This window comes from Kangiella geojedonensis (assembly GCF_000981765.1).
Classification (GTDB): Bacteria; Pseudomonadota; Gammaproteobacteria; order Enterobacterales; family Kangiellaceae; genus Kangiella; species Kangiella geojedonensis.
The window spans coordinates 480,988-493,702 of the sequence record NZ_CP010975.1 but is presented as its reverse complement, the minus strand read 5'-3'; the positions used below and the strand labels follow the sequence as shown (position 1 = coordinate 493,702).

At 45.5% G+C, this 12,715-nt stretch carries 11 protein-coding genes; 4 read left to right on the top strand and 7 right to left on the bottom strand.

Features of this window, described 5'->3' with window-relative positions; translation table 11 throughout:
* Positions 1-49: 49 nt before the first annotated feature.
* Positions 50-1,420: an MFS transporter gene (locus TQ33_RS02320; RefSeq protein ID WP_046560642.1), complete on the bottom strand. Its 1,371-nt coding sequence runs from the start codon at positions 1,418-1,420 to the stop codon at positions 50-52.
* 257 nt (positions 1,421-1,677) lie between these two features.
* On the opposite strand from TQ33_RS02320, the gene uvrA reads away from it, so the two are divergent.
* On the top strand, positions 1,678-4,503 hold the full coding sequence (gene uvrA / locus TQ33_RS02315) for an excinuclease ABC subunit UvrA (RefSeq protein WP_046560641.1): 2,826 nt from the start codon (positions 1,678-1,680) through the stop codon (positions 4,501-4,503).
* 60 nt (positions 4,504-4,563) lie between these two features.
* On the opposite strand, the gene TQ33_RS02310 is transcribed toward uvrA, so the two are convergent.
* Together TQ33_RS02310 and TQ33_RS02305 are read right to left on the bottom strand one after the other, a co-directional pair.
* The gene (locus tag TQ33_RS02310) at positions 4,564-4,941 is read right to left on the bottom strand and encodes a hypothetical protein (protein ID WP_046560640.1); all 378 of its coding nucleotides are present in this window, start codon (positions 4,939-4,941) and stop codon (positions 4,564-4,566) included.
* Positions 4,942-4,965: 24 nt separating this feature from the next.
* Positions 4,966-5,775 (bottom strand): TerC family protein, encoded by an 810-nt coding sequence (locus TQ33_RS02305; protein WP_046560639.1) that lies wholly within the window; start codon positions 5,773-5,775, stop codon positions 4,966-4,968.
* A 73-nt stretch (positions 5,776-5,848) separates the two neighbouring features.
* Here TQ33_RS02305 and TQ33_RS02300 point away from each other — a divergent pair, with 73 nt between their 5' ends.
* Positions 5,849-6,328, top strand: coding sequence for a GNAT family N-acetyltransferase (locus TQ33_RS02300; RefSeq protein WP_046560638.1), 480 nt, complete (start codon positions 5,849-5,851; stop codon positions 6,326-6,328).
* Between the two features lie 7 nt (positions 6,329-6,335).
* On the opposite strand, the gene TQ33_RS11740 is transcribed toward TQ33_RS02300, so the two are convergent.
* The gene (locus TQ33_RS11740; RefSeq protein ID WP_084616898.1) at positions 6,336-8,009 is read right to left on the bottom strand and encodes a peptidylprolyl isomerase; all 1,674 of its coding nucleotides are present in this window, start codon (positions 8,007-8,009) and stop codon (positions 6,336-6,338) included.
* Positions 8,010-8,099: 90 nt separating this feature from the next.
* Here TQ33_RS11740 and ettA point away from each other — a divergent pair, with 90 nt between their 5' ends.
* Together ettA and TQ33_RS02285 are read left to right on the top strand one after the other, a co-directional pair.
* The gene (ettA, locus tag TQ33_RS02290) at positions 8,100-9,770 is read left to right on the top strand and encodes an energy-dependent translational throttle protein EttA (RefSeq protein ID WP_046560637.1); all 1,671 of its coding nucleotides are present in this window, start codon (positions 8,100-8,102) and stop codon (positions 9,768-9,770) included.
* A 41-nt stretch (positions 9,771-9,811) separates the two neighbouring features.
* Positions 9,812-10,276, top strand: coding sequence for a PilZ domain-containing protein (locus TQ33_RS02285; protein ID WP_084616897.1), 465 nt, complete (start codon positions 9,812-9,814; stop codon positions 10,274-10,276).
* 99 nt (positions 10,277-10,375) lie between these two features.
* Here TQ33_RS02285 and trmB read toward each other — a convergent pair whose 3' ends face one another.
* Genes trmB through TQ33_RS02270 form a run of 3 tightly spaced genes read right to left on the bottom strand, consistent with a single transcriptional unit; the run spans position 10,376 to position 12,673 of the window.
* Complete coding sequence (gene trmB / locus TQ33_RS02280; RefSeq protein ID WP_046560635.1) at positions 10,376-11,014, bottom strand: tRNA (guanine(46)-N(7))-methyltransferase TrmB; 639 nt, start codon at positions 11,012-11,014, stop codon at positions 10,376-10,378.
* 8 nt (positions 11,015-11,022) lie between these two features.
* Positions 11,023-11,478 carry an MgtC/SapB family protein gene (locus TQ33_RS02275; RefSeq protein ID WP_046560634.1) on the bottom strand — a complete coding sequence of 152 codons (456 nt, stop codon included), beginning with the start codon at positions 11,476-11,478 and terminating at the stop codon, positions 11,023-11,025.
* A gap of 16 nt (positions 11,479-11,494) precedes the next feature.
* On the bottom strand, positions 11,495-12,673 hold the full coding sequence (locus TQ33_RS02270; RefSeq protein ID WP_046560633.1) for an ion channel: 1,179 nt from the start codon (positions 12,671-12,673) through the stop codon (positions 11,495-11,497).
* Positions 12,674-12,715: the final 42 nt, after the last annotated feature.

Sequence of the window (12,715 nt, the reverse complement as noted above, 5' to 3'; positions counted from 1 at the left end):
AAATTCTTTAACAATTAGCCTTCATTTTGGCTACGGGGGCTGCCACTTATTAACGCTCGACAGTCCCTAACGACAACAAATCCTTTTGCTGGACTTTAGATTTATCAACTTGTAAATATACCTTGCCTTCACCGTCATTCGCAATCGCTTCGAGCACTCCTGGCATTTTTAATGCCAATAATTGGACATTCTTGCTCGAATTTTCATCATTAGTATCCAACTTGACGATAACTTCCTCAATTTCGGGTAGCTGACCCAAAAAGGTTAAAGCAACTCCCGCCATCACAGCCAACACAATATTCATGGTCAAAATCCCATCAACTCCGAGTTTAGGGAGCAGATAGCCAGTCACGCTTCCGCCTAGAAAAGCGCCTAAAAACTGGCTGGTGCTAAAGACGCCAAGAGCGGTTCCACGATATTGCGAGCCAAAAAGGTTCGACACAGTGGACGGAAGCTTTGCTTCCAGCAAATTAAAGCCTGCAAAAAATAATGTCAGCACCACTAACCAAAAGGCGATATGTGTAAAACCGGTAAATAAGCTCGCTAAGGCTAAGACAATCACCGCAAACGCTAGCTGCATAATCTGGCGATGCATTTTCTTACGCTCCGCTCCAAGCATCATCGGCACCATCAAGGCGATCGATAATACTAAGACCGTTAAGTAAATCCACGAATGCTGCGCCAGCTCGTAACCGCTCTGCTCCAACTTCTCCGGCACAATCATGAACACGGCAACTAGTGACCAGTGAATCACGAAAACGGCCAATGCAAGTACGAAGATACGCCCTTTCGCCGTGACATGTCGCCAGCGCTCGCCGAAACTTAAATTCAGATGAACCTTGCTCGCTTGTTCGCCACGAGGCACTAGCGTCATGGCGACGACTAAAGCGCCAAAAGCCAAAGCGGCAATGACAAAGAACAAGCCCTGTAACGACAACCACTCACTTAAAATAGGCCCTAAGATCAAGGAAATAGCAAAAGCCAGGCCAATACTACCACCAATCATGGCCATGACTTTCGAACGTTGTTCGGGACGGCTCAAGTCTGCCGCTAACGCCATCACAGCGCTCGCTATCGCGCCAGCGCCTTGTAGCGCACGGCCAGCGATTAGCCCCCAGATGGTGTCCGAGAAGCCCGCCACCAAACTACCAGCAATAAATACCAACAAGCCACCATAGATCACAGGCTTACGGCCTATCTTGTCAGACAGTAGCCCTAGCGGTAACTGGAGAATCGCTTGCGATAACCCATAAATACCTAGCGCAAGCCCCAACAATGGCAAGGTCGCGCCCTCTAAATCTTCCCCTAAAATACGAATAACAGGTAATAGCATAAACAACCCCAACATACGCAGGGCAAAGATACTGGCTAGGGAAATCGCGGAACGACGCTCAACAGGAGTTAAAGGTGAAGACTTCATAGTGGATTCAGTTAATAATCTCTAAAAGGCTTTTCGCAAGGCCTCATTTCACGCTATAGTTAACGGTTTGTGATTCTCGCATTTTATGGCGTAAAGACCAAATTTATTTTCTTTTATCATTAGGGCTTATCAGCGTGTGCTGATATTTATTTCACGCCCGACAGCGCACAATAGGTTTAACAGCTGTGATACTCATATCATACGCAGTATAAACAACGAAATGCGACAACAACTGAATGTAAAGCAGTAGGAGCTTGATGGATACCATAGACGTCCGCGGTGCAAAAACCCACAACCTCAAGAACATTGATATAACCCTTCCACGTGACAAGCTGATAGTGATCACCGGTCTTTCTGGCTCAGGTAAGTCTTCACTTGCCTTTGATACCCTGTATGCCGAAGGTCAGCGTCGTTACGTTGAGTCTCTTTCTGCTTATGCACGCCAGTTTCTGTCTTTGATGGAAAAACCTGATGTCGAGCACATTGAGGGATTATCGCCAGCGATATCGATCGAGCAGAAATCAACCTCACACAACCCTCGATCAACCGTCGGTACCATCACAGAAATTTATGATTACCTGAGACTATTGTTTGCTCGTGTGGGGACGCCACACTGTCCAGAGCACCAACTACCGCTTCAAGCGCAAACCATCAGCCAGATGGTGGATTTGGTCCTGGAGCGTGAAGCAGGCGAAAAGCTGATGTTATTGGCGCCAGTGGTTCAAAACCGTAAGGGCGAGCATATTCAACTGATGCAAGAGCTCCAAGCCAAAGGCTTTGTGCGTGCTCGCATCAATGGCGAAGTCCATGAATTAGCCAGCCCGCCAACACTGGAACTGCGCAAAAAGCACACTATTGAAGTCATCGTTGACCGCTTTAAAGTCAAGCCAGATTTGCAACAGCGTTTAGCAGAATCATTCGAAACCGCACTTGAGCTTTCGGATGGTATCGCTCGCGTGGCGGCGATGGATAATTCAGGCGATGACTCCGATGAAATGGTCTTCTCGGCGAAATACGCTTGCCCAAATTGTGGTCATTCGATTCAAGAACTTGAGCCGCGTATTTTCTCTTTCAACAACCCTGCGGGCGCTTGCCCGACCTGTGATGGCTTGGGCGTTGATCAATTCTTTGATCCTGACAAAATCATCACCAACGAAGATATTTCGTTAGCGGGCGGAGCGATCCGTGGCTGGGATCGTCGCAATGTGTATTACTTCCACATGCTACAGTCCTTGGCTAAGCACTATAAGTTCGACATCGAAGCGCCATGGAGCAGTCTCGATAAGAAAACCCAGAAGGTTATTTTACACGGCAGCGGCACGACCCAAATTAACTTCGAGTACAGCAACGATCGCGGTGATAACTATCAACGCAAGCACCGTTTCGAAGGTATTATCCCGAACATGCAGCGTCGTTATCACGAAACGGAATCGAGCGCGGTTCGTGAAGAATTGCAGAAGTACATGACCACGCAAAGTTGCTCGAGCTGTAACGCCACTCGCTTAAACGAAAGCTCGCGTAACGTCTTTATCGAAGGCACTTCCTTGCCGGACATTACCCGCTGGTCAATTGAAGATAGCTATAGCTACTTTAATAAACTGGACTTACCGGGTCAGCGTGGGGCAATTGCCTCAAAAGTTTTAAAAGAAATCTGTGAGCGTTTAGGTTTCTTGGTCAATGTTGGCCTCGACTATTTAACGCTTGAGCGAAGTGCCGACACGCTTTCAGGCGGTGAAGCCCAACGTATTCGCCTCGCCAGCCAGATTGGTGCAGGGCTTGTAGGCGTGATGTACATTCTGGATGAACCATCGATTGGTTTACACCAGCGCGATAATGATCGACTGCTAAAAACATTGGTTCATCTGCGAGACTTAGGCAATACAGTGATCGTGGTTGAGCACGATGAAGACGCCATTAGAGCCGCAGACTATGTGGTCGATATTGGCCCTGGAGCGGGTGTTCACGGCGGTGAAGTCGTGGCAGCGGGTCAACTCGATGATATCCTAAAGAAAAAAGATTCATTAACCGCTCAATATTTAACGGGTGAGTTAAAAATTGAAGTTCCCAAAGAGCGGACAAAAGCAGATAGTAAGAAATTTATCTCGCTCAAAGGCGCGACCGGCAACAACTTAAACCAAGTCAGCCTTGACTTACCGGTAGGCTTATTAACTTGTATTACCGGGGTGTCAGGTTCGGGTAAATCAACCCTGATCAACGACACGCTCTACCCTATCGTCGCCCGAAAAATCAATAAATCGAGTCTACAGCCGAAAGCATACGACTCGATTGATGGCCTAGACCATATCGATAAAGTCGTCGATATTGACCAAAGTCCAATTGGTCGTACGCCACGCTCTAACCCTGCGACTTACACGGGTATCTTTACACCGATTCGTGAACTCTTCTCAGGCACCCAAGAGTCACGCGCTCGTGGTTATAAACCTGGCCGTTTCAGTTTTAACGTCAAAGGTGGACGCTGCGAAGCCTGCCAAGGCGATGGCGTGATTAAAGTCGAGATGCACTTCTTGCCCGATGTGTATGTTGCTTGTGATGTGTGTAAAGGCAAACGCTACAACCGTGAAACCTTAGAAGTCTTATACAAAGGCAAAAACATTCATGAAGTTTTGGAGCTGACTGTCGAAGACGCACGTGAGTTCTTCGACGCCATTCCAGCAGTTGCGCGTAAACTGCAAACCCTAATGGATGTTGGTCTGTCGTACATCAAACTCGGCCAAGCCGCGACGACTCTTTCCGGCGGTGAAGCACAGCGTGTTAAACTTTCTCGCGAACTATCAAAACGCGACACAGGCCAAACCCTGTACATCCTCGACGAACCAACCACAGGTTTGCATTTCCACGACGTTAACCAGTTACTCAAAGTTCTGCATCGCCTACGTGATCATGGTAACACCGTGGTCGTCATCGAACATAACCTAGACGTCATTAAAACAGCCGACTGGATTGTCGATTTAGGTCCAGAAGGTGGTAGTAAAGGTGGACAAATTATCGCCACCGGAACGCCAGAAGACGTCGCTAAAGAAAAAGGCAGCTACACCGGTAAATACCTAAAGCCGATGCTTTGATTTTAAATCATTGCAATAAAAAGCCCGCTACTAAGCGGGCTTTTTATTATTGATACTTACTTAACAAGGTCTGATGTCTGACACTTTGAATAAACCATAGTCTCCTGCCAGCTTCCCAGCTCCTATAAAGTCATTGCCATACCTCATAAACACGCCTGAAGCGATAACGCATTGGTCATTATAGCCTTGACCCTGTATTTGCTTTGCAGCTTCTTTTGAGTCAAACACAACATCCAAATAATCGACGCCGTCACCTTGATATAAAATGCTACTGCCGTCTTCTCGTGTGAAAAACTGGCCTTTTATATTAAGCGTTGCATCATTGTATTCAGAGGGTTGCTCAATGATCGCCTCAATATCCAGGTTCTGAGTTTGCTTTAGTTCAGAACAACTAAAGCAAACTAGTGCCGATAATATAACGATTACGACTTTAATCATTAAACTGTATTAGTCCACCGCTAACTACAGAATATCTTCTTGAGCTTCTTGCTCAGCTTTCGCCGCGGCTTCTTTTTTCTTCATCAGGTTCTTTTGGTACTTGGATTGAACAATGTCGCTCAATACCATCACAGCAATCACAAAGTAGAAGGTCGCTTTGTTCATTGGCTCAATCGGGTAACCAAAGAAGTGTAACTCAGATTTATGGCCACCGTCAGCGAGTAGCATAATGCCCACTACCAATAAGATGAATAAGCCTAATACTTCAAACATACGGTTCTTTTGCAAGAACGCTGATACGGTATCCGCCAACCAAATCATGGCAATACCACTTAAGATAATCGCAATGGCCATAATCCAGAAGTTATCGGTTAACGCCATGGCGCTTAAGATCGAGTCGAATGAGAAGACCAAGTTCATGAGCACGATAAGGAAGATAACCTTGCCCGCAGACTGAGGTTTACGCTCCTTGCCGTCGCCAACTTCCAGCGCCATCATGTGCCAAATTTCTTTAACCGCGGTGTACATAATAAAAACACCACCAAATAAGACAATAATGCTTTCGAGATTAAAGGTTCCAGTCACCACCCCTTCCCAGTTAATGGTAAACAGGGTGTCTTTGACATAGTCCAGTAACTTCACCAGTAAGAACAATAAAACGATACGCAGGATTACGGCTAAGCCGATACCGAACCAACGAACTTTTTTCTGCTGCTCTAGTGGTGCACGTTTTGACTCTAGGGAGATGTAAAGCAAGTTATCGAAGCCTAAAACCGCTTGAAGCACAATTAACATACCCAGCGTGAATAGGTTTTCTATCGTAAACAGTTCCATTCTTTGTTCTCTTTAATTATGATTTACTGACTGCATCTTAGCATAGCCGTTTGATATTTCGAGATCCATAACTATGACCAAACCCACTATCGACATCATTCCTTTTACGCCAGAGTTAGCTGAGGACTTTAAAGTTATCAACCAAGCGTGGATAGAGAAGTATTTTGAAGTTGAAGAAGAAGATCAGCGCGTTCTCAACGATCCTAAGAAATACCTCATCGATACGGGTGGGCAAATTCTCTTCGCACAAAATACCAAAAATGGTCAGATTATTGCCGCCTGCGCCCTAAAAAAATGGGCAGACGACGAGTACGAACTATCGAAAATGGGGGTTTTAGAAGGCAGTCAGGGCACTGGAGTCGGTAAACAACTAGCTTTAGCGATTATTGAAGAAGCCAAAAATCGTGGCTGTAAACGGCTCTTCCTAGAATCAAACCGAAAGCTGAAACCGGCCATGAAGCTCTATCAAAGCCTAGGCTTTAAAGAGTTCATCAATCACGAGTCGCGAGTCGACTATCATCGCTGCGACATCGTGATGGAGATGTTTTTATAACTGGCGTCTATTTACGGGTTAAGGTTTTGGCTTTAATCACTTTATCGTTCTGCTCAAGCTTAATGGCAACGCCCATACCATCAATAACTTTACCGAAAATGGTGTAATTACTATCGAGGTGTATGTTTGGGGCTGTGTTAATAAAGAATTGCGCACCACCCGTGTCTTTACCTAGGGTCGCCATTCCTACGGTGCCCGGTAGGTGTGAACGGTAAGAGAGTTCTTCTCGGATACTATAGTCCACATTTCCGGTACCGTCTCCAACCTTACTGCCGCCTTGGACAACAAAGTTTGGAATGACACGGTGAAAGTAAGTGTCGTTATAAAAACCGTTATCGATGAGCTCAATAAAGTTAGCCGATGTGTATGGGGTATCAGCAAACAGTTCAATCGTAATGATGCCCTTAGTGGTTTCCAACTCAACAATAGCAGGAAGCTGGGGTAGTGCATCGTCGGTTTTGCTGGCCTCATTGGCCGTTTCAGGCTCTGGGGTTAACGCCTTCTTGGCACCGTTAGCTATAATTGCCTGCTCACTCTTTGCCAACGCTTTAAGTCGCTCAGTTTGTTTTTGTTGTACAAAATACGCTATCGACGCACGCTGGTGGTTCGGGTCTTTGCTTTCTAGCCATTGTTCGGCCAGTTTTTCAGAGCCTTTGTCAGCACGAATTAGGGCTTGCATAGCTTCTGACTGAATCCAACTATTGCTGTGCTGTAGTTTAGCTTTAACGTTTTCAAGCAACTCAGAACTTTGTAACCAATCCTTTTTAATGGTTTTTAGCGCCGTCACTTGGCTAATCACATCGTCGTAAGCCAGCGCCTGCAATACGGTAGCAGATGCCACAGGATTACTAGGGAAGTTCGCTAAACTTCGAATCGCATTAACTCGCACGCCAATATGTTCACTATCTAGGTGCTGTATTAATGTCGGTAGTATTTGACGTTGCTTGGTTGTAGCTAAGGCACGAATAAGATTCGCTTTTGCTGTAGGCGCTAAGTCAGGCAACGCTTCTAAAAACTCAGGCAGATTGTCACTATCCAGTAGCGACGTACGAGCTAGCAGGTAACTCGTCTCTAGTTGTGTCTCCTGGTTTCTAAGAAACGTCAGTATTCGCTGAATATCAAGGGCTGCACCCTCATGGTCAAAGCTCTTGATTTGATCTCTGTAGAAGGTCGCTAAGATCATTAAGCCATGAATCGCGCCACGGATCTTTTGTGTAGAATCATCGTGGTTGATTATCTGCGTTAACACTTGTTGTGCGCCTGGGTCAGCTTTACTAGGAGGAACATATGCCATATTGCCCAGCGATAAGGCCAAGCGATACTGAACATCCGGATCTTGTTCGGTGTTTAAGGCTTTAACAATTGCACTGCCAGCACTAGGGACTTTGGCAACTTCCAAGGCAAAGGCAGCTGCATAACGAATCTGAGAGTTATCGTGCTGCAAGTATGGCGTGATTTTGCCTACGGTTTCTTCACCACCGATTCTGCCCAACGACACTAGCGTGGTCTCTAGGGTTTCTAGCGGTAAATCATCGCAGTTTAAGGCTTCATCAAACTGATAATGCTGCGCGTCACGCATATCAGCCCAGTAATAAATATCATTAGGATGAACGCAAGCCCTTCCTTGCCCTGCAAAACTGGCTAAAACCAACCCCATTACCAGTAAATAACCGTGTTTCATGACTTCTCCTCGATATGCATAACTTGGTGTAGCCTAAGCTGAACAGGCCATGTAAAATGCCCACAACATTGTTTATTGGTTAAAATCTTAATGGCTCAATATATCTATACCATGAATCGGGTGAGCAAGATTGTCCCCCCGAACAAAACTATCTTAAAGGATATTTCACTATCTTTCTTCCCTGGTGCCAAAATTGGTGTTTTGGGTCTAAACGGTGCAGGTAAATCGACCTTATTACGCATCATGGCTGGCATTGACCAAGATCATGATGGCGAAGCCCGTCCACAGCCTGGCATTAAGATTGGCTATTTGCCACAGGAACCCCAGCTCGACGAAAGTAAAACCGTTCGTGAAATCGTCGAAGAATCAGTGACTCACGTAAAAGAAGCGCTTACTGAGTTGGATCAAGTCTACGCCGCCTACGCCGACGAAAACGCAGACTTCGATGCACTAGCCAAACGTCAAGGCGAATTAGAAGCGATTATTCAGGCAGCAGACGGCCATAATCTTGAGAATACGCTTGAGCGTGCGGCAGATGCATTACGCCTACCAGTTTGGGATGCAAAAGTTGAGCACTTATCAGGTGGTGAGCGCCGCCGTGTCGCCATTTGTCGTTTACTGCTGGAACATCCTGACATGTTACTTCTGGACGAGCCGACCAACCACTTGGACGCAGAGTCAGTCGCATGGTTAGAGCGCTTCTTAGTGGATTATAATGGTACGGTTGTTGCTATTACCCACGACCGTTATTTCTTAGATAATGCGGCGGGCTGGATTCTAGAGCTGGACCGCGGTGAAGGTATTCCGTGGGAAGGTAACTATTCTTCGTGGTTAGAGCAAAAATCTAAGCGTTTAGAAATTGAAGAAAAGCAAGAAGCTTCACGTCAAAAGACCATGAAAGAAGAGTTGGAGTGGGTACGCTCGAATTCCAAAGGTCGACAAGCCAAATCAAAAGCTCGTATGTCGCGCTTCGAAGAGTTATCGAGCAAAGAGTTCCAGCAACGTAACGAAACTCGTGAGCTGTATATCCCACCAGGTCCACGTCTAGGCACTCAAGTCATCACTGCTAAAGGCTTAACTAAGACGTTTGGTGACAAGCTGCTGTATAACGACCTCAACTTCAACCTACCACAGGGTGGTATCGTTGGTGTGATTGGTCCTAACGGCGCGGGTAAGTCGACCATGTTCAAAATGATGACGGGGCAAGAGCAGCCTGACTCAGGTGAATTACTAATAGGTGAAACGGTTGATTTAGCTTACGTCGATCAAAATCGTGACTCGCTAGACGACAGCAAGACGGTGTGGGAAGAAATCTCTGATGGTTTGGACATCATCACTGTCGGAACCTACGAAACACCATCGCGCGCTTATGTGGGTCGTTTTAACTTTAAAGGTTCAGACCAGCAAAAGCTTATCGGCAACTTGTCGGGCGGTGAACGTAACCGTGTTCACTTGGCGAAGCTACTCAAAAGTGGCGGCAACGTCCTATTACTGGATGAGCCGACCAACGACTTAGATGTAGAAACTTTACGTGCGCTTGAAGATGCATTGTTAGCTTTCCCAGGCTGTGCCGTGGTTATCTCGCACGACCGTTGGTTCTTAGACCGTATCGCGACGCACATCCTAGCGTTTGAAGGCGATAGTGAAACGGTTTGGTTCGAAGGTAACTATCAAGAATACGAAGCCGATCGTAAGCGTCGCCTAGGCGCCGAAGCCGATCAGCCACACCGTATTAAATATCGCAAGATCACTAAGCCGTAACCCTTCTGTAAATAAAGACTGGCTCATGCTAGCCGCGTGAGCTGGTCTTTAAAATCAAGTATTTACCGTCGACAACCCCTTCTTCCTTTGATAATCTTAAGTTACCCATTGAGTCACAAAGGAATTGTGCTATTAACACTGAGCGCAGACAATTTACCCGAGTGCCCGTCACTGCCAAAGCATTAATTGAGCAAGACGGAGAGAAGTATATTGCTAAAGTAGCTGATATTTCCCTTAATGGCGCGCACCTGCAGACTGCTTCCTCACTTAAAAAAGAAAATCCAATCAAGCTTCAACTCATTTTTGATGAACTCACCCCGCCAATCCATATGATGGCAAAGATTGTTTATCATAACGGTGAAGACTATGGCGTCGAATGCCAAGAAATTGATATCGACAGTATGCTACAACTTCGCTCAATTCTGACTCTGTACAACAACGATCCAGAAACCATTCATCAAGAATCCCAAGCATTATGGGAACGTAATACTCAAGATTCTGAGTAACTCACTCGGTCTTTGCCCATAGGACAAAAGCGAATAGCTTTTATTGCGATTCAACCAAGAATTATCATCGCTTTATTGCTGATTGCTGTCGAGTCCACCCTAGGACTGCGTATTGTTGGGAGCCACCCAGTCGTCAAAGTGAGTCCTGTACTCTTTAGGCTTGACCATATTAAGCTGATGGCAAGTTTCGCCCCGTGCTAAATACTTTACTTCAAAGTGGGTTCTAGCGCTGTCTTGCGGGACATTAACTCTCTCAACGTTTAAACCCCATAGCTGTTTTGCTTGCTCTTCAGCCTCATCAGCATACTCCTGAATATTCGTGGCCAACACTAATGGAGACAACGGCTTTAGGCGTGATAATAGAAACTCAAAGAAAGGCATGTTGAGCCATCGTTGGCTCGCATTTTTCGGCTCCGGGTTTGGGTAGAGCAAAAAGATACCGTCTAACGACGACGGCGCAATGCCGTGCACAACCCACGGAATAGCGTCAGCATGGACTGGTAATAAATTGTTCAGTTCCAACTCCGCAGTTCTAGCCGCAAACACATCAAACTTAACTCGAGTACGCTCAATAGCTATTAGATTTTTGTCAGGGTTTTCTTGAGCGAATTGCATCGCATGCATCCCCTTCCCCGTACCTATTTCTAAGTATTGATTCGGTTTGATTTGTGGGCACTTAAAATTACGAGGTGCAAAAAGTTTTTCGGGTTTAAAGACCCTGTTTTTATCAGTATTCATACCATATCTTAAGTATCGTTATCGCATCGCTCTTCGTTTTCAGGAACTTTGCTTTTCACCTTAGCCATAACCTGAAGCGTGATAAAAGTAACAATGCTTAGTAGTAAAGCAATTTCTAAACGGTGTGTTCCGACCGCAATACCAATAGCAGCGGTCCCCCATAAGCTAGCAGCTGTCGCTAATCCGGTAACACTGCTACCATTCTTTAGAATAGCACCACCACCAATAAAGCCAATGCCCGTGACCACGCCTTCCAATATTCTTGCTTGGGCACTAGGCTCGCTAAATATATCCATCGCAATCAATACAAACCCACACGAAGCAATACTCACCAACGGAAAGGTACGAATACCTGCACTCTTCGTTTCACTTTCACGATTCCACGCGATTGGAAATGCTAATACATAAGCAACCATCATCGTGATTAAATGATTAAGAACCACCGCCCAGTCTATTTCTATCATGCAAAGTTCCTCAGGATTAATGTTGGAATAATCGTTCCATCAAAAAGTCAGAAGATACCTCTTCACCCTCTAGATGCATTGCTACTAACTCACCACCTAGGATCTGAGGCGCTATAATGATATCAGGTTGAACCAACTTCACACGCTTAAGATTATGCGCATCATTCACAGCGGTAACCGTTTTAACATCATGGGTCACTTCTCTAACGGCTAAGATGACGAAGGCATTTTCAGAGTCATCATCTAATAGCGAGATAACACCTTTTGCACTTTTCAAGCCGCACTCTTCTAAGATATCGATTTCACTAGGCTCTCCAAACACCACATCATCACCAGAAACACTATCTTTATCAACATGAGGCTGGACAACTCTTGTGACATGATTGCCACGGTTTTTGAGCTCTTTGCATGTATTAATTGCTAATGAGCTGTTACCAATAACAATGTAATGATTGTCTCTTTTCATAGAATTTCCTTTATGAACCATCATTTTCGCTAGGCTTGTTCGTACCATAGGTGCGATCACCGCGGTTAACGATGTTGCGAAAACAGCCACACCTAAAATAATAACCGATATGGTAAACAACTTAGCCTCTACAGAAATAGGGTTAATATCGCCATAGCCCACCGTCGTCATGGTGACGATAGAATAATAAAAAGCTGTTACCCAATCATCGATATGAGGGTCAAATTCTTTACCGAGATAAAAACTTCCGATCACGGAATACAGCAGCAACATCACCATTGAGGTTAAAGCAAAAATAGAGTTTGCAGCGACGCTGGACTTATAAAACGACTGTCGAAATAACGACAAGGACACAATAAGAAAGACAAAATAAATCAGCTGCCAGATACTGCGATCAGACCAAATGATACTGACCAAAGCTAAGCTCGCCAAAAACAGCGACATTGACCAAGCAACTCTGGAATGCAGTAATAATCCGAATGACATTAAAATCATTCCACCGCCGACGACTAAAGGAGGAACATTTTTAGCGGACAACTCGACTTGGCCCGTGAAAAGTTGTTTCAGATAGGGTATCCAATGGTCGCCTAAATCCGTCTGAAATAGCCAGATACCTCCCAAAACAAACAACGCCGCCATAATCCAATGCGGAAACCAGTACTTAGCCTTCAGCACTTTACTGAGCGACTTCAATCGATTATTCCAGTTTTTGCTCAATGTATCAGTCATTGTGACTTTAAATCATCCTGCCGGTTAGCTTATGTAAACACC